Source organism: Peribacillus sp. NPDC046944 (assembly GCF_050272735.1).
In the GTDB taxonomy this organism is placed as follows: Bacteria; Bacillota; Bacilli; order Bacillales; family DSM-1321; genus Peribacillus.
On the sequence record NZ_JBNNML010000003.1, the window covers coordinates 305,604 to 323,527 of the forward strand.

21 protein-coding genes and 1 other annotated feature are annotated in these 17,924 nt (G+C 41.8%); of the genes, 1 reads left to right on the forward strand and 20 read right to left on the reverse strand.

The features are described from left to right. Positions 1-12 precede the first annotated feature (12 nt). From rplU to ACQKIC_RS07170, 4 genes are all read right to left on the reverse strand, one after another. Complete coding sequence (rplU, locus tag ACQKIC_RS07155) at positions 13-321, reverse strand: 50S ribosomal protein L21 (protein WP_402875780.1); 309 nt, start codon at positions 319-321, stop codon at positions 13-15. A gap of 13 nt (positions 322-334) precedes the next feature. Next, positions 335-419, reverse strand: a sequence feature (ribosomal protein L21 leader region). Positions 420-494: 75 nt separating this feature from the next. Further along, on the reverse strand, positions 495-1,964 hold the full coding sequence (locus tag ACQKIC_RS07160; protein WP_427590550.1) for an Rne/Rng family ribonuclease: 1,470 nt from the start codon (positions 1,962-1,964) through the stop codon (positions 495-497). Between the two features lie 41 nt (positions 1,965-2,005). Continuing rightward, positions 2,006-2,872, reverse strand: a complete 867-nt coding sequence (locus ACQKIC_RS07165; protein ID WP_403122089.1) for a M50 family metallopeptidase — start codon at positions 2,870-2,872, stop codon at positions 2,006-2,008. Next, a complete protein-coding gene (locus ACQKIC_RS07170) occupies positions 2,865-3,614 on the reverse strand; it encodes a peptidoglycan DD-metalloendopeptidase family protein (RefSeq protein ID WP_402875785.1) in 750 nt (249 codons plus the stop codon). Before ACQKIC_RS07170 ends, ACQKIC_RS07165 begins: the two co-directional genes overlap by 8 nt. 272 nt (positions 3,615-3,886) lie before the next feature. On the opposite strand from ACQKIC_RS07170, the gene ACQKIC_RS07175 reads away from it, so the two are divergent. After that, positions 3,887-4,330, forward strand: coding sequence for a S1 domain-containing RNA-binding protein (locus tag ACQKIC_RS07175; RefSeq protein WP_402875787.1), 444 nt, complete (start codon positions 3,887-3,889; stop codon positions 4,328-4,330). Between the two features lie 126 nt (positions 4,331-4,456). On the opposite strand, the gene minD is transcribed toward ACQKIC_RS07175, so the two are convergent. From minD to ACQKIC_RS07255, 16 genes are all read right to left on the reverse strand, one after another. Further along, positions 4,457-5,260 carry a septum site-determining protein MinD gene (minD, locus tag ACQKIC_RS07180; protein WP_402875789.1) on the reverse strand — a complete coding sequence of 268 codons (804 nt, stop codon included), beginning with the start codon at positions 5,258-5,260 and terminating at the stop codon, positions 4,457-4,459. A 2-nt stretch (positions 5,261-5,262) separates the two neighbouring features. Further along, complete coding sequence (gene minC / locus ACQKIC_RS07185) at positions 5,263-5,946, reverse strand: septum site-determining protein MinC (protein WP_402958197.1); 684 nt, start codon at positions 5,944-5,946, stop codon at positions 5,263-5,265. Positions 5,947-6,062: 116 nt separating this feature from the next. Then, positions 6,063-6,581 (reverse strand): rod shape-determining protein MreD, encoded by a 519-nt coding sequence (gene mreD, locus ACQKIC_RS07190; RefSeq protein ID WP_427590551.1) that lies wholly within the window; start codon positions 6,579-6,581, stop codon positions 6,063-6,065. Then, entirely contained in the window at positions 6,578-7,450 is an 873-nt protein-coding gene (gene mreC, locus ACQKIC_RS07195) for a rod shape-determining protein MreC (protein WP_427590552.1), read from the reverse strand. The genes mreD and mreC overlap by 4 nt, the downstream gene beginning before the upstream one ends. 153 nt (positions 7,451-7,603) lie before the next feature. Continuing rightward, positions 7,604-8,623, reverse strand: a complete 1,020-nt coding sequence (locus tag ACQKIC_RS07200) for a rod shape-determining protein (RefSeq protein WP_402875797.1) — start codon at positions 8,621-8,623, stop codon at positions 7,604-7,606. A gap of 148 nt (positions 8,624-8,771) precedes the next feature. Beyond that, positions 8,772-9,446, reverse strand: a complete 675-nt coding sequence (gene radC, locus ACQKIC_RS07205; RefSeq protein WP_402875860.1) for a RadC family protein — start codon at positions 9,444-9,446, stop codon at positions 8,772-8,774. Positions 9,447-9,504: 58 nt separating this feature from the next. Beyond that, entirely contained in the window at positions 9,505-10,074 is a 570-nt protein-coding gene (locus ACQKIC_RS07210) for a Maf family protein (RefSeq protein ID WP_407407944.1), read from the reverse strand. Positions 10,075-10,278: 204 nt separating this feature from the next. Then, on the reverse strand, positions 10,279-11,262 hold the full coding sequence (locus ACQKIC_RS07215; RefSeq protein ID WP_427590553.1) for a hypothetical protein: 984 nt from the start codon (positions 11,260-11,262) through the stop codon (positions 10,279-10,281). A gap of 108 nt (positions 11,263-11,370) precedes the next feature. Beyond that, on the reverse strand, positions 11,371-11,829 hold the full coding sequence (locus tag ACQKIC_RS07220; RefSeq protein ID WP_427668585.1) for a type II secretion system protein: 459 nt from the start codon (positions 11,827-11,829) through the stop codon (positions 11,371-11,373). Position 11,830: 1 nt separating this feature from the next. Continuing rightward, on the reverse strand, positions 11,831-12,676 hold the full coding sequence (locus tag ACQKIC_RS07225; protein WP_427590555.1) for a hypothetical protein: 846 nt from the start codon (positions 12,674-12,676) through the stop codon (positions 11,831-11,833). Beyond that, positions 12,673-13,308, reverse strand: a complete 636-nt coding sequence (locus ACQKIC_RS07230) for a hypothetical protein (RefSeq protein WP_427590556.1) — start codon at positions 13,306-13,308, stop codon at positions 12,673-12,675. The genes ACQKIC_RS07225 and ACQKIC_RS07230 overlap by 4 nt, the downstream gene beginning before the upstream one ends. Positions 13,309-13,310: 2 nt before the next feature. Then, positions 13,311-14,309, reverse strand: coding sequence for a type IV pilus biogenesis protein PilM (gene pilM, locus ACQKIC_RS07235; RefSeq protein WP_427590557.1), 999 nt, complete (start codon positions 14,307-14,309; stop codon positions 13,311-13,313). 24 nt (positions 14,310-14,333) lie between these two features. Continuing rightward, the gene (locus tag ACQKIC_RS07240) at positions 14,334-15,080 is read right to left on the reverse strand and encodes a prepilin peptidase (RefSeq protein WP_427590558.1); all 747 of its coding nucleotides are present in this window, start codon (positions 15,078-15,080) and stop codon (positions 14,334-14,336) included. 2 nt (positions 15,081-15,082) lie between these two features. Beyond that, the gene (locus ACQKIC_RS07245) at positions 15,083-15,556 is read right to left on the reverse strand and encodes a prepilin-type N-terminal cleavage/methylation domain-containing protein (RefSeq protein WP_427590559.1); all 474 of its coding nucleotides are present in this window, start codon (positions 15,554-15,556) and stop codon (positions 15,083-15,085) included. A gap of 113 nt (positions 15,557-15,669) precedes the next feature. Beyond that, positions 15,670-16,881 (reverse strand): type II secretion system F family protein, encoded by a 1,212-nt coding sequence (locus ACQKIC_RS07250; RefSeq protein WP_427590560.1) that lies wholly within the window; start codon positions 16,879-16,881, stop codon positions 15,670-15,672. Beyond that, positions 16,882-17,922 (reverse strand): type IV pilus twitching motility protein PilT, encoded by a 1,041-nt coding sequence (locus tag ACQKIC_RS07255; RefSeq protein WP_402958171.1) that lies wholly within the window; start codon positions 17,920-17,922, stop codon positions 16,882-16,884. Positions 17,923-17,924 lie beyond the last annotated feature (2 nt).

The window sequence follows — 17,924 nt, forward strand, 5'->3', positions numbered from 1 at the left end:
TGATATCAGCCCTTACGCGTTGATTGCTTCAATAACAACTTTAGTGTATGGTTGACGATGACCTTGTTTTCTACGATTGTTTTTCTTCGCTTTGTATTTGAAGACAGTGATTTTCTTTTGCTTCCCTTGTTTCTCAACAGTACCTGTTACAGTAGCGCCTTCCACTAGTGGAGCTCCGACTTTCACGTCCTCGCCACCTACGAATAAAACTTTGTCAAATGTAACAGTTTCGCCTGCTTCAGCGTTTAATTTTTCAATGTAAACTGCTTCGCCAGCTGCTACTTTAATTTGTTTTCCGCCAGTTTCGATAATTGCGTACATACTTGCACCTCCTTGAATGTCTCAGACTCGCCAATCACAGGCGTTTTGTCCAGAAGACAAAAAACTTAAGACCTGTTGTTGAGCGGTTGTAGCACGGGTGCTACAAACATAACATTAAAATCCTATCATGAAACCTGAATGACTGTCAATACATTTGTTGGATTTCTTGTCCATCACTTTACTGACCGCTTGATTTCTTCATAACTTCCGAAGCGCCTGATGGAATATGTATGGACCGGGCCTGGAACATAAGAGATCACTAGCTTTTTGGATATTAGTTCTTCCAATGTCGCTTTATATGATTCCTTTTCCCCCAACAGGACATCCCCCACTGATTGGCTAAGTTCCACCCAAACGGCCTCATCGTCCGTTTTGCGGTGCTCCAGCAACTCCCGCTCCAAGCGGAAGGCAACGGTTTCAGCGCTTTCCACCTTTCCACTTCCATTGCAGGTTGGGCAAGGAACCGTCATGGTTTCACTAAGCGAAGGGGATGTCCGTTTTCTCGTCACTTGAAGGATTCCTAGTTCAGTAAATCCGACAACCTTCATCCGCATCTCATCTTTCGCGGCTTCCTTTTTAAACAGATCGATGATTTCAAGCCTGTGTTGCGGTTTCTCCATATTGATGAAATCAATCAAGATGATTCCACTAATATTTCTAAGCCTCAGCTGACGGGCGACTTCTTTTGCTGCCGCTGCATTCACTTCAAAAAGCGTCGCTTCCTTTTCCACCTTGCCTGTAAACTTCCCTGAATTGACATCGATTACGGTGAACGCTTCGGTTTCTTCGAAAATCAGATAACCCCCATTATCGAGCCAGACCACTTTTTTCATGGCCTTTTCGAACTGGTTATCTAGATTCCGTTCTGAAAAAATGTTCTTCGCACCAGTCTCATAGGATATACTCCATTCCTTACCATTAGTCAGCACCCACTTTTTCAACTCTTGACTCGCATCAAAATTGTCGATAAAGAGCTGACCTGATACCGTTTTCGCCATTTCAGCGATAACCATCTCCAGGAATGTATCTTTCTCAAAGAGAAGGGCAGGCGCCTTCATCGTACCGGACTTTCCTTCCAGTTCCTTATGCAGCTGCCTCAGTGTATTCAGCTTGTCGAGAAATGCCGACTCACTTTCCTTCTCCATCGAGGTGCGAACAATCACCCCCTCGTCCTTTTGCTTATATTCTGTTGCTTTTTCTCTCCAATACTTTTGCAAACGTTCATTTTTGAATTTCTTCGACACACCAACATAATCTATTCCATGTATGTAAACGAGGGAATCCGTCGAAAACTCGATCAGCCCCGTCAATTTCGCCCCTTTTGTACCCGTTTCATCACGGCTCACCTGAACGAGCAGCTTTTCACCCTGTTTAACATAATGATTGATGGGTGATTTTCCATCACGCTTCGTCAGTTGATATGCCGGAATTTCATCCCGATGCAGAAAACCATTCTTGTCTGCACCATAATCGACAAACACGGCATCCATTCCTGGCAAGACCTTAGTCACTTTGCCAAGATAAATATTACCTACCGTACTATGTTGATGAGGTGGCATGACTTCGACTTTCCGCAACACTTCATCTTCTAAGACAGCTACTCTCTTCTCACGCGAAGATAGGTTCACAATCACTTTTTTCATCAAAAAAATCCTCTCCTCAATTTGAAGAAAGGATACCATATTTAATAAGAATATAACAGGTCACCAATTTGCCCATTGGTCATTTTCTCGGAAAAATAGGCATGAAGTATTTCCGTCTCATCCAATGAGCCACTCTCTTTCCCATTTTTCATGATGATGACGGGATGCTTGCAGCCACGTTGAAACAATTCCAGCACTTTATAAATCGGTTCATGGGCATCCACCATGATGGGTTTTAATTTGGCCAGATCATTCGTGTTTCCGTAATGGCGCTGCAGAAGAAACCGCATGAACGCATAATATCGCTGTCGCCACTCCATGATTAGAGAAAGACTGATAAAAAAGATGATCAGCCAAATATTCAGGTTAAGCGGTTCGAGAAGAAGCCATGTTAAAAACGCCAATACAGCGAATGCACCAGAAAAATATAAGGTATATTTCTGAGCCTCAAGGAAGGTACAGTATAGGGAAACACCAATGAAGAGTAGCCTTCCCCCGTCCAATGGCCAAATTGGCAGCAGGTTAAAGAACAACAACATAAGATTCATATAGAAGAAGGAATGATACAGATCAGAAGAAATGAATGAAAAGAAATAGAGCAGGTAAGCCGCTCCAATGAGCCATATATGTTGCAGTGGGCCCGCCAGTACGACTGCAAGATCTTCCTTCAAACTTTTATTGCCATATTCCTCGGTCTCGACAGCCCCACCAAAGGGGAGGAGCTGAATCGACTTGATCCGCCATTTAAAATACTGTGCACACGCAGCATGTCCCATCTCATGGATAAATACGATGAGTAAAAGCATCATCACTTCAATAAAGTGTGCCGTAAGGATGGCGATTCCTATGACGAACCACAGCGTCGGATGAATCTTGATTTTGGACAGTAAGTTCGCATATTCAGTCAAAGGAAATCACCTTTTTAGGATCGATGAATGCATCATTTTCTTTAATGGCTAAGTAAAACCTGCCTTTGGAACCATCCTCGCTTACGGTGACCTGTCCTACTTCTTTCCCTTTCTTCACCAGATCATAGAGCTTCACATCAATCTTTTCCAACTGGCCATACCATGACTCACTTTTATTGGCATGCTGTATGACCACAGTCTTACCGATTCCTTCTTTTTCCCCTGCAAAAATGACCACCCCCTCATTGATGGCTTCGACCTTGGACCCTAAGCTCGTTTCCATTATGATTCCCTCGCCGTTCGCCTCGAAGGTTTGCGTAATCTCCCCCGATGCAGGCATTGCATATTCTTCACCCGAATCCGCCGTTTCAGTAGTGGATTCAGTCGGTAAAAATGCGATAGGTTTGCCAAAAGCATTTTCATACCAACTGGAAACCGATGCAAATTGGAACTCTTGGTTCATGTTTTCCGTAACAAAGCTTCTGGCTGAGTCCAAGCGAACGGAAGGGTGCTTGAACATCACGGCAACCACTAAGAATAGGCAAATGCTCACCAAGATTTTCAAAAAGAAATATTCCTTCTTAAAGAGCGGATGATCTTTTTCTGAATACCCGTCAAAAGATTCGAATTCGTACGGGTTCTCCTTTTCAATCTCCGTCCAAGTACTGTTAACCACTGGGCTATCCTTCACCTTTCGTCTCTTGGCGATACGATTGCGGATATCTTTCCTGCGATCATCCATTCCAAATCTACCCCCTGCTCATATCAAAGCGCTCATATTAAAACTTATGAGCAACCTGTCCAGACTATGACGAGGAATCGTTTTTCTTTACGACAGATGAATGGTTTGCGTTTTAAAAACGAATGGACGAAAGAAAAAAAGACTGATTTTCAAACGTTTTGAAAGCCTTTCCCTTTTAATAATGGAAGAGGTGAAAAATCCAATTGATATTCTCCTACTTTATTTGTTATAATGAAGTTGTTTTAACATTATTGAGGGGGAACAATTTTAATATGTCAATCGAAATAGGCAGCAAAGTACAAGGTAAAGTAACAGGTATCACTAATTTTGGAGCATTCGTAGAATTACCAGGAGGCTCAACAGGTCTTGTGCATATCAGTGAGGTAGCGGACAGCTATGTAAAAGACGTTAATGACCATCTTAAAATAGGCGACCAAATTGAGGTAAAAGTGATCAGCGAGAAAGACGGAAAAACTGCCTTGTCCATCAAAAAAGCTATAGATAGACCCGAAGGACAAACCTCTTCTTATACTAAACGCCCACCACGCCAAGGCGATAATCGTAATAAAGATTTTCGTTCTAAAGGCAATTTTCAACCTAAGGAAAACTTCGAAGATAAAATGGTCCGTTTTTTAAAGACTAGTGAAGAGAATTTATCTACGCTCAAACGTAGTACAGAATCAAAACGTGGCGGTAGAGGCGGAAGACGCGGATAACCTGTTGCATTTTTAATACTTTAGTACAATAGATAAGGTAAGCCTATTATGAGGCTTACCTTTTTTATATCCATTTTTCGATAAAAATAAAAAAAGCGAGGGCATGGAATGCTCCCGCTTACTAAATTAACGTACACTAAAGAATTTTTTCAATTTAGACATGAAACCTTTTTGCTCTCCACCAATTGGAGTCAACGGCACAGATTCACCAAGAATCCGGCGGGCAATGTTCCGATAGGCAATCGAGACCCTGTTGTCCGGATTGTAAGCTATCGGTTCCTTTTTATTCGCAGCCACAATGACCTGATCATCATCAGGTATAACACCGATAAGATCGATTTTAAGGAAATTGGTTACTCCGTCAATATCCATTTCTTCATCTTCATGTAAAAGATGTCCACGGATTCTATTGATGATTAATTGAGGAGGATCGATATGCTCTTCTTTCTCAAGCAGGCCGATGATACGGTCTGCATCACGGACGGCCGGTCTTTCAGCGGTGGTGACGATGATGGCCCTGTCCGCACCCGCTATCGCATTCCTAAAGCCCTGCTCGATACCTGCCGGACAATCGATCACGATGTAATCATAGTCCGGTTTCATATCACTGATCAGTTTCTTCATCTGTTCCTCATTCACAGCTGATTTGTCACTGTTTTGTGGAGCCGGAAGCAAATAAAGCAAATCTTCGAAATGCTTATCTTTAATAAGTGCTTGATGAATTTTACAACGCCCTTCGACTACATCGACCAAGTCATAGATGATACGGTTTTCCAACCCCATAATCACATCTAAGTTCCGAAGACCAATATCCGTGTCAATCAAGCAAACCTTTTTGCCTAGAAGAGCTAACGACGTTCCTAGATTGGCCGAGGTGGTCGTTTTGCCGACACCACCCTTACCAGATGTTATAACTATTGCCTCTCCCACGATTAGAGACCCCCTTCTAATCTATTTAAATTAGGTCTATATTTCTTTAAAACTTGCAGTTTATCAATGATGATATTTTCTTCGTCGTCCATGAACGCACATTCCAAGTCATGTCCAAATTTCGTATATTGGTCAGGAGATAAATTCACTTTCCCCGCAATTCGCAATTGTGCAGGTTTCATGATGGATGCAGCGATGATGGCCTTTTTATTCCCCAAATAACCAGCGTGGGCAATGCCTCTCAGCTGTCCCATAATATAGATGCTCCCACCAGCTCGGACAGTACCATCTGGATTGACATCGCCAATGAGCAACAAATCGCCGGGCACTTCAAAAACCTGTCCCGATCTTATCACCCTGGTCAAAGTTGTCACTTGGTTTTCGTCTTTCCACTGTTTCGCATCTTCCTTTGACATGACATTCGAAATCAACTCATCAACGATAAGCTTTTTCTTTTTATGAATAACTTCTTTGATTTTTTCCTTCTGGTCTGCATCTAGATAGCGGTTCCCGGTATGTACTTTAACGGAAATGGACGGGTCGTTTTCTTGAAACTGATAGTTTGCCGAAAGCTTCACTTCTAACTCTTTCAATAATTCGGAAAATGAGCAAGAATCATCGAGATGAAGCATAAACCCGTCCTTTGTCCCCTTAATCATAACATTTTGCTGAATTCTTTTATTCATGACGTTTGTTTCACCTCAATGAAATATAATTCGACATAGGAAAACAATTTACCTTTTTCTACGCACATGTTAAAGAGAAAATACATTTTAGACCGCATCCAACAGTCCAGTGAACGTTATTCCATTTCTCCCTGCAAATCAAACTTTTCAATAAGTCTCTTTAAAGGGTAGCAACTAATAATAATAAAAACGAGATTCAATATGAGCGTTGGAATGAATCTCCGTTCTGCAAATTCCCCGAATCCCATATCCGCAAAAGTAAGAATATGATTCATTTGATAAGATACACACTCTACAATTGCCGTAAAGACAAGTGCCATTAGACAGTTAATGAGAATATTGTTTTGAAGGATCTTCATACTTTTGGAAATCAAATATGCTAGAAAAGGTAAAAGGAACATATAAATCCCCAAAATCTCCGTATATACGACATCATAGGTCAGCCCCAAAATGGCTCCATACAACATCCCCATCTTCCTTGAACCATACATGGTCAGGAAGAAGACGAAAATGATCATGAAACGGGGAACGAGAATGTTATTACTTCCAAAGACACCCCCCGCGAAAAGTTGCGCAAAGATACTTTCAAAAACGAAGAAGAGTAAGGCTACAAAAGAAAGGATGAAATGTTTCACTTAGCTTCATCCTCCCCTTCACTTTCTTCTTCAGCTCCCTCAACTTCACGTTTAACGACCATGACATTATTGATATCATAGAAATCCGTTGACGGCTCAATATATGCGGTTTGGTTCAACCCATATTGATCCACCTTCACGTCAACAACCTTACCGATTAGCAGACCTTTAGGAAAGATCCCGCCATAACCGGATGTGATGACCGTAGAGTTCTTCTTGATCTTTTTATCATAAGGAATCCGTTTCATTAATAGAAGATTCTTCTCATCATCGAACCCTTCTATCAAACCATATGCCTTATCATTACCCTGGACGATAGCTGAGACGCGGTTCGCTTTATCGATTGAACTCAAAAGCTGAACGGAAGCCGTGAATTCAGTCGTGGCTTTAACTTTACCGATCAAGCCATTGGCAGTGATGACAGCCATATTTTTTTCCACACCGTTACGCTCGCCTTTGTTAATTGTTAGCATTTCATGCCAGCGGTCCGGATTACGACCAATGACCGTTGACTGAATAGGTGCATACTTTCGCAAGTCATCTTCTTTTTTTAGATTATCACGAAGCTCTTCATTTTCTTCTTTCAAATCCTGCACCTGCGTTTTCAACAAGACGTATTCATCCAGACGAGCTTTTAATTTCTTGTTTTCATCGTATGTATGCTGAAGGTCTTTTAAATCCCCTACAAAACCTGTAATACCCGATACTGGTTTATTAAACACATTACCAACCCAACCGGTTGTATCCTTCAAGAACTTTTCGGGCCAAGTTAACTCTTCTCTCTCTTTTAATGAAAAACCGATCAATGCCACGAGAACGATAATACTAACGAGCAAGAGAAGGAGCTTTTTATTAAAAAACTGTGGCATGATGATCTGCACCTCTATTTTAATTTACTCTATTTGCATGAAGTATAATAATATCCTCTGTCAAAAAACTACACATTTAAGACAGGTAAAAAAATAGAAAAGCCGGCTCAAAATTGCGATCTTTTGTTGAGCCGGCCTTTTTATAAGTACCGCTTAGCGAGAATCTCTAGATTTCGTCTTGAATAAGTGAATATGGTCCAAGGCTTTCCCTGTTCCAATCGCTACACAATCAAGAGGATTTTCAGCAATAATAACCGGCATTTGCGTTTCTTCACTGATGACTTTATCCAAATTACGCAGTAAAGCTCCGCCACCTGTTAATACTATGCCTCTATCCATGATGTCAGCTGCAAGTTCCGGTGGAGTTTTTTCCAATGTATTTTTGACAGAATCCACAATGGCTGATACTGTATCACGCAATGCTTTGGATATTTCCTCTGCCGTAATTTCTATCGTTTTTGGAAGACCCGTCAATAAATCACGGCCACGAATTTCCATGTTTTCGATTCCTTCTGTATCACCTGCAGAACCGATTTCCATTTTAATGGCTTCCGATGTACGTTCACCGATCATCAAGTTGTAGTTTTTACGTATGTAAACGATGATCGCATCATCCATCTCATCACCAGCAATGCGGATTGACTGGCTTGTCACGATACCGCCAAGAGAAATGATGGCCACTTCCGTAGTACCTCCACCAATATCAACAACCATGCTGCCTGTAGGTTCCCAAACAGGAAGATCCGCTCCGATAGCAGCTGCAAATGGCTCTTCAATCGGATAAGCATCACGAGCACCAGCTTGTCTAGCTGCGTCAATCACTGCACGTTGTTCAACAGCCGTAATTCCTGAAGGCACACAAATCATGACATATGGCTTGTTGCCAAATACGCCTTTTTTCTGAGCTTCTTTCATATAATATTTCATCATCGTAGCCGTTGTTTCATAATCAGCGATTACGCCATCTTTCATAGGGCGAAGTGCCACTACATTTCCCGGTGTACGGCCAATCATGTTTTTTGCGTCTTTACCGACAGCAACGATCTGCTTCGTATCTGTCTGCACGGCAACAACCGACGGTTCACGGACGGCAATGCCTTTTCCTTTAACATAAACCAGCGTATTCGCCGTTCCTAAATCAATTCCTATATCTCTTGCGCCAATTCCAAACATTATGGTATCTCCCTTTCGTAAACAAAAATGCCTTTTTATAAGTTCAAATGATAATTTGTCGTTTTTTGACAATAGGTTTTTGAAAAAAGTTCCCTCTTTTAAAAATCATAAACAACATTATATCGTATCGTCAAAAATTTGGATAGTGTCATAAATAACCTTTTTCCTTTAAACTCACATATTTATGCTCCCCGATGATGATATGGTCCAGTACTTCTATCCCCATTATTTTACCACATTCTACTAACCTTTTTGTCACTTCAATATCTTCTCTGCTAGGAGAAGGATCTCCGGAGGGGTGGTTATGAAGACAAATGATAGAGGCTGCCGACCTACGGAAGGCTTCTTTAAATACTTCGCGTGGGTGCACAATCGAAGCGTTGAGGCTGCCTATGAAGACAGTTCGTTTATGAAGGACTTGGTTTTTCGTATTTAAGTAAAGACAAACAAAATGTTCCTGCGACAAAAAACGCATTTCTTCCATGCAATAATTGGCCCCGTCTTCCGGGGAACGGATCACATAGCGGTCTTGATCATTTAATTTATGGATTCGTCGGCCAAGCTCTACCGATGCTAGAATTTGAATTGCTTTCGCTTCCCCGATTCCCTTGATTTCAGTCAATTCCTCTACGGACGCTTCTTTCAAAAGCCGGAATCCCTCAAAAGCCTTGATAAGCCTATTGGAGAGCTGAAGCACAGATTCCTCCTTAGATCCCGTCCTTAACAAAAGCGCAAGTAACTCTTGATTCGAAAGGCTCTGGGGACCATCCTGCAAAAACCTTTCACGAGGCCTCTCTTCTTTCGGATAATCCCTGATTAACATCTTTTCACTCAAAGCATCCACCCTTCCTTAATAAAAGGGAGGAAATCAGTCCGAAATCTTACGTCCACGCGGATTCCATCATCTTTAATTCTCTTGCTAGCCTTGAAACTGGGAGTCCGACTACCGAGAAATAGTCCCCATTGATTTGTTTGACAAGAAGCGAACCCAACCCTTGGATCCCATAGCTCCCAGCTTTATCAAATGGTTCACCACTGTCCAGATAACGTTCGATTTCAGGTTCTGATAGCTCCCAAAAAGTCACTTCTGTTTTTTCTGCGAATATGCTGCTGTGCTCACCATATAGAATGGCCACACCTGTATAAACTTCGTGTGTTCTACCCGATAACATTTCAAGCATTCTTTTTCCATCAGCACGATTGGCCGGCTTTCCGAGGATTTGCCCGTCAAGTACCACGACGGTATCGGAACCGATTACCCAGCTGTCCGGATATCTTGTTGCAATGGCTTCCGCTTTCCTTACAGCTAATTCTTGCACTGCGTCCTCTGCCTGCATGTTTTCGTCAATACTTTCATCGACATTGGAATTCATACTTTCGAAGGGGATTTGTAGGAATTGTAGAAGTTCTTTACGGCGTGGTGATGAAGAAGCTAAAATTAATGAATGCATAATAAAAATTCACCTTTCTTTACTAGGAGAGATACCTTTTCATCCTATCAAATTATGAAGAATTCCACAATTATTGTTTACCAGGAATCGACAAAGATTCAGTCTTATTTCCTGGAAAATAAAAAAAGGTCCCTAATTCAAACAATTTCCTCCTAAAGGGGAACTTTTTCTTTAGAAAACAGCTTCCCCTTCACATACCTGTTCTTAACTCCCCATACTTTGAAAACCCTTTAGAAACTTCAATAGTTTTCCCTGTGCCTCTAATAGCTGTTCATCCTTTTCGGACGTCTCATACTCACTGATCAGCTTGGCTGCAGCCGCTAAATGGGTGTTCATTTGTGAAAGCTCTGATGAAAGTTTCTCATCCTTTAGCTTATCCATATCTTTTTTCAACGTTAAAGCATCCCATTTCGTTTCCTTCCCACGAAGCTCTCCTGATGAAATCTCTGATAAGGATGAATAAATCTCCTTCATGACATCCAGCGTTTTCTCTTCTTCCGCACTTATTCCCGACGCTTTTAAATCAATTTCCTTCCAAAATACTTCCACATCATAGGTCTTTAAAAATAAAGCTAGCTCTTTACTTGAAATCAAGCTTTCAGCTGAACCTAGGAATAAATAATAGCTGTCCTCCATTTTGAATATTTCAGCAGGAACCTGTTTTTCCACGATTTTCTCCTGGATTTGTTTCGCGGCATCCTCGCTACTGAATATCCCACCTTGAACCAGGAACGTTTTCAGTTCCATCCCTTGCCCTTTTTCACCCCCGCTATCATTCTTTACAACTGGGGATGCCGTCGTCGTGATAGCTGTTTCGACCGGAGAATCCGTTGCCTTTTCCTTCGTTATCGTATTTACGGCGATAAGGCCCAGTACCGATCCAAATAAAATCGCACAAAAAACAGCAATCACAAAAGTCTTTAAAGACCTGTTACCAGGACGTTTGCCCGTATGTGTATTAAAACCGATAAGCTTCGGCATTTTCTTCTTAGGTGGTGTAGGAACCAATACAACCTTGTTTTCTACGGAATCATCCGGCAAAATCCACTCGAAACTATCATCCGGTTGTTCCTTACTTGCAGCCTCTGGAATTTCCTCTGTAGACTCCCGCTTATTTTCACCCACAAATATTTTTTCTTCTCCATTTATTTTAATCTTTATCCCTTTACGTTTTTCGGACTTGTCCACTTTTCTTCCTCCTCTCTGCTTCATTTTTTTCATCCTAACATAGGGGCAAAAAAAAATAACAAGACTTTTGTCGTCTTGTCATTAATAGGTTTCGTCATTTTTCTCTTTTCATTTATCTGTCACTAATTCGGGTGATAAATCTTCAAAGGGGATAGCTTTCCCATCTCCTTCATCACCACAAAGTTTACGTTTCTCACCGTATAGACATATTCCCACGAGCTTATTATCCAAGGCAGTCACATAGGATTCATTAATTGAAGGGTCCCAGTACTCTTTAGTATCAGGGTCTACCACCTTATCGAGAAAACCAGCTTCGACAAGCTCCTGATAGCTGATTTCTGTCACACGATCTCCACGCATGACCTTATCCTTTAAATAAAAATTCGAAGCATCCCTAAAAGCATAACCATTTGAAACGAATGCATTCGTCCGCGAATTCTGTATCACATTGAAAAAAATCGGGACGGCCACTGCAGCCAGTATCCCTAAGATGACAATCACCGCCAAGACTTCCATCAATGTCATGCCCTTTTCATTATCCACATTCCTACATTTTCGCTCCCTCATCCTAATTGCCCGTATCCATATCAGCATCATCTCTTTCATTTGTGCTGAATGGATTTTTCTTTTCACTAGGTTTTGGTGTTGCGACAATCGGGGTCTGGTCCTGCAAATCCGTTAATGTAGGATAGTAATAGGCAGACACAGTCAGACCATACTCTAAAGGCTCGTGACTTTGGTCACGGGATCTGACTTCCTTAGCTCCCTCGAAGGTTAAGCTGTCTATCGTAAAAATTCGATTTGTTGCTTGAATGGAATGAATAAATTCCAACATTTCATCATAAGAAAACGATTTTACATTCATCGTCGCTGATAGCTTTTTCAAGCTATTCGGCAGTGTCCCTGATGCCTCAGTTACAGTATTATCCTGAGGTTCAATCGTTGTTTCTTTTGAATCCGAAGTACCTTTTCCTTCATCTTCAGGAGCCTGGTCATTAACATCTGAACTTTTGGATGCCTCATCTGTGGATGCAGGTTCTTCCTCTCCAGTTGCCTCAGATGGTTCAGGTTCTACCGGCGTTTCTCCATCCGCAAATGTCATATCAACAATAAAGCTGTTGGACACGACTTCTGCTTTTTCTAGGTTCAACACAAACTGATCGGCTAAGGGTTGAACAGGCAGTCTTTTTTGCAGTTCTGTCGTCGATTCAAAATCAACACTCGTTCCTGTACCAGCTTTCGTTTGGACCATCTCTAAAATCCGTTCTTCATTTTTCAATTCAGATGTCTTAGTGGCCAGTTCCTTTTTTACCGGATCTAGTAGAAAAAAGTATAGTAGAGTAAAGACCAAGGCAAAGACAAAAAGTGTGCCAACTAATAAGAATAGTTGCTTTTTATTGAAAAACCTCATCATTCAGAAGCACCACCCTTTTCCCCGGCTTGTTCCTCATCGTCTTTTATAGCTTCTTTTACGGCAGGTTTGTCAAGAATAATAGTATACACAGCCAGATAACGCGGCAGAAAGGCCTCTGTTTCTTCTTCAACGTTTTCTATCTCCCTTTCCATTTCCTCAGTGGTCACTGATACCAATTCAGCGGTCCCTATCAGTTTAGACTTAGTCAATTCGCTCAAATAATAAGCAGCTTGCCTTGAGGTATCAAACTGGACGGTTAATTGAATGGAACCATCTTCATTATAGGAAAAAGCATCGAAGAAACCTCGTTCTGGAAGCAGGAATGTTAACTGGTTTAACACAAACACCGTATCGATTGGAAACGTATCAGCCCAGTCAATGATACTATGTAATTCGGTAACGGAATTTCCAGACTTCTGTGTATTAATCATGTTTTGTTCGACGGTTGCTGTCGCTTCCCTCACTTGTAATATCTGCTTATCCATGCTTCTAATCCGGTCTGATTGCAAAGAATATTGCCAATAAAACAACGTACCCGCCGCTAAAGCCAGTATGAGTAAGAAAATGAGATAAATGAAGAAACGTGGATTTCTTTTTTCTTTCTTGGGGAGTAAATTAATGTCAACTAGCATGATTATTTCACCCCTTTGATGGCCAATCCAACGGCAGAGTGATATCGCTGCGATAAAGGACCATCATCCATTACCATTTCCATGTTTTCATTTATGATTATGATAGGAAGATCCATATGGTCTGAGAGTTTTTCGCAAATCTCCTCAAGATACGGATGATCTCCGGTGACTAAGATGGTAGAAACAGAGTCCCGACCACTATTTAAATTATATTTATAAAAGGTCAGCAATCGATCAATCTCTACATACGTATCCTCAAGCGATTGAAAATAAATATCTCTGTTACCTTGATAAGCTAGTGTTTCCACTCCGCTGCTTGATGAGTGATCGACTTCCCATTCGGAAACCTCATCCGGAAGTAAAATATGACGCATGAATACCGGTTTATCTTCAACAAAAATGGTCGCTGTCACCGAAGCCACATCTAATTCTAACAACATGAGCTGCTCGCTGGAATCCAAGTCTCTAGATACATTCCATAATCGATAGATTGCGAGTGAAGCGATATCGGCAGCCAAAGGCTCCAGTTTAGTGTTTTCAAGCAAATCACTATATTGCGAAACTTGCTCTTCCGAAGCTGCAAACAAGAGAATCTCCTTACCTTCCGAATTATCCTCCAGGGATACCGTATCGAAAATCGGATCCTCAAACGGTAAATGAATGCTTGTGCCCAGCTCCAAATATAAAAACCCTTCAATCTCATCTTCTTTTATTTCTTCTGGAATCATCATTTTTCGAATCACGACAAACGGGTCCGGCACCAAAAAGCGCACTTGTCTTTTCAAAAGACCCCACTCTTCAACACATTGCTCTACAATCATCTGCAACGTTTCATAATCGAGGATTTTCCCTTCTTTAATGATACCAGGTGGCAGATAACGTTCACCATAAGCATGTACGATAGGTGGATCCACTTGCTTTAGCTCTACATACCGGATTACATAATCTTTGAAGATCAAATTTACTATTCGGTTTTTTCCGCTAAAAAAAGAGAAAGCCATAGATAGATACCCCTTACTTTAAAGTCATCTTAAAAAGTGCAAATACCACTGTAAAATAGAATCGCCCCAAAAATAGGCAGTTAATGTACCGAAAACAATATACGGTCCAAACGGGATGGCCGTTTTCTTCTTAATCATACCTGTCAGAATTCCGATGATACCTAGGAAAGCCCCATAGAAAGTAGCAAAAAGAAACGCTAATAGTACGAGCTTCAATCCTAGTGCAAGGCCCAGTACGCCAAACAATTTGATATCGCCGCCACCCATTCCGCCCTTACTTACTACGGCAATCAAAAGCAGCAGACCAAAACCGACGGCCGCGCCTAGAATGGAATCCCACCATGGAGATAGTGGATAAAATACTCGTAAAAATAAAAAAAACACTGCAAAAAAAAGCAGGATCTTATCAGGTATAAGCATATAAGCCATATCGGAAACAAAGATGATCATCAATAAAGAGATCAATGCCCAGGCCATCCATAATTCACTTGTCCATCCTAAGAACATAGGAGCGACAGCGAACAAAATTCCTGTCAGCAATTCAACAACCGGATAAAGCGGGGAAATCCGGGCTTCACAGCCACGGCATTTCCCGCCTTGTATCACATAAGAAACAACCGGTATTAACTCAAACGGCGACAAGGTTCGTCCACAAGAAGGACAAGCCGAACGCCGATTCGTAAATGACTTGTTTGCCGGTACACTTAAACCGACGACGTTATAGAATGAACCTAGGATTAGACCTAGGATGAAGAGAAAAATGATAATCATTTTTACAATTCTATATTCTCTCTTGTTAATTTACTTGGTGCTGGGATAGGTTTTGCATTATTCCCTGTTCCTGTGCCTTTGATGTAACTTTTTGTTCCATCTGACAATACTACAGCGTATGTTAAGTTACCTGTTGTTTCGTTCTTGGTAATATTTACCTTACTATCTGTTGGACTATATGACTCGCCACTAGGATTTTCAATTTCTTCTATATACCCTTTATCGATTAAATCTCCCAATGTAATTGATGCTGAAGCTGTAGTTAATGTAATATCTTTCCCTGCAACTGCTGTCCTAGCCGCACTCACCATTTGCTGTGCATTGGCAATATGGGCATCTTTCTTCGAGTTATTGATCAATCCCCCAATGCTTGGGATGGCGATGGCTGCGATAATCCCCAAGATGACGACAACGGCCAATAGCTCAATCAGGGTAAGACCACGTTCATTTTTAAGATGTTTTTTAATAAAATTCATATAAATCCTCCTCTTCTTATTTTCCATTTCGTTACTTTACTGTTACTTTTATATTAGATTACTATATATTTCTAGAAAAATACAGCGTTAAGGGGTAATTATTCTTACATTTTTTACATATTGTCCACTTGGTTGAAGATTTCAAACATCGGCACCATGATCGAGATGACGATCGTTCCGACAATTCCCGCAAGGAGGACGATCATAAGCGGCTCGATAAGTGATTTTAAGCGGTCCGTGCTTGCTTCTACTTCCTTCTCGTAGAAGTCCGCCACTTTCCCAAGCATCGCATCCAGGGCCCCTGTTTTTTCGCCAATTGATATCATCTGGGTGATCAAAGGTGGGAACGCCCAATGTTTTTTCATCGGGTCCGTGATTGACTGGCCCCGCTCCAGGGAATCATGTGATTCCCGGATGACTCGGCCGACCACTTCATTTTCAACTACCTGTTCGACGATTTTCATCGCCTGTAAAATCGGTACGGAGCTACTGAACAGGGAACTGAGGGTCCGCGTCATTCTTGCCAATACTGCTTTTTGCATCATCTTGCCGAATAAAGGCATTCTTAGCATCGCATAGTCAAAATAGTATCTCGTCTTCGGATTTTTCTTAAAAGATACAATTCCAAAAGCGATCAAGAGTGCAAACAGAATGACCAAGTACCAGGCTTTTTGCATGAACCCACTCGCCCCTAAAACAAAGCGGGTTATGGCCGGTAATTCGCCACCAAAATCGCTAAACATATCAGCAAACGTTGGCACAACGGACGTTAATAAAAAGATGACCACGAAAAATGCTACAAAGGCGACAACAACTGGATAGGCCATCGCTGATGTGATTTTCTGCCTCGTTGCCTGCTGCTTTTCAAAGTGATCGGCTAGCCGGTCCAAGGTACTATCCAGATTACCGCCAGCTTCCCCGGCCTTGACCATATTGATATACATTGTCGAAAAGATTTTTTTATGCTTGGCACATGCTTGGGAAAGTGCCTTCCCTTCCTGTAAATCTTGTTCGATACTTTCTAGCGCTTTGCTTAATGGCTTGCTCTCCGTCTGTTGGGCTAATATGCTCGTTGCATCGACGACCGTGACCCCTGATTGCAGCAGTGTGGAGAATTGACGTATAAAAATTACAAAATGCTGCAGTTTCACTGGATTTCCGATGGAAAGATCCCTTGTTAAAAACGTTTCGGGTACCATCGTCATTTCGATGACCCGAATGCCTTCCAACTTTAACTTTTCCATAGCCTCACGCTTTGTATCGGCTGTGACGACTCCCGCTTTTTTTCCTGATTTATTCCGACCTGAATATTTAAACCTAGCCATTTACTCCACCTTGTCCTGTAAAAATGCATGGGCGCTTTCTTTGGATATGACCCCTTCAGCCAATAGTTCCTTGATGCTACTTTCAAGGGTATGCATGCCTTGTGCCTTGGAAGTCTGCATAACATTGACAATTTGATGGATTTTTTCATTTCTGATCAAATTGGCCACAGCTGCATTATTGACTAGAATCTCGGTTGCTGCTTTCCTGCCTTTTTTATCGACGGTCGGAATCAAGCGTTGCGAGATGATGGAAACAAGGACGTTAGCAAGCTGGATTCGAACCTGAGGTTGCTGTGCCGGTTCAAAGACATCTATGATCCGGTCGATTGTCGTCGGGGCACTCGATGTATGTAATGTCCCAAACACCAAATGACCCGTTTCGGCTGCTGTAATCGCCGTCTGGATGGTCTCTAAATCTCGCATTTCCCCTACTAGAATCGTATCGGGATCCTGCCTTAGAGCGGCTCTCAGCCCATTTGCGAAATTATTCGTGTCGAAACCCACTTCACGTTGGTCAATGATGCAATTTTGATGCTTATGCAAATATTCGATGGGATCTTCCAAGGTTATGATATGCTTACGCATCGTCTGATTCATATATTGAATCATGGACGCGAGTGTTGTTGACTTTCCGCTTCCCGTTGGTCCCGTCAAAAGGACAAGGCCTTGGGGTTTTTCGACGATTTTCTTTAAAATGGACGGTAACTGCAGTTCATCTAAAGTAGGAATTCTTGTCGGCACGATTCGGACGGCCAACGCCACGCAGGACCTTTGCATATACGTGTTGATTCGAAATCTGGAAATCCCAGGAATGCCGTAAGAAAAATCCAGTTCACCATGTTCTTTAAATTGCTCCCACATCTCTTCGGGGATAATCGCTTTAGCCATCCCTTCCGTATCGGATGGAAGCAACAGTTCTTTTCCGTATTTCTTCAACTCACCATTCAAGCGCATAACTGGTGGCACACCCACCGTTATATGAATGTCAGATGCCTTTAGTTCAAAGCCAGCCATTAGTAAACTATCAATTTTAGCTCTCAAAC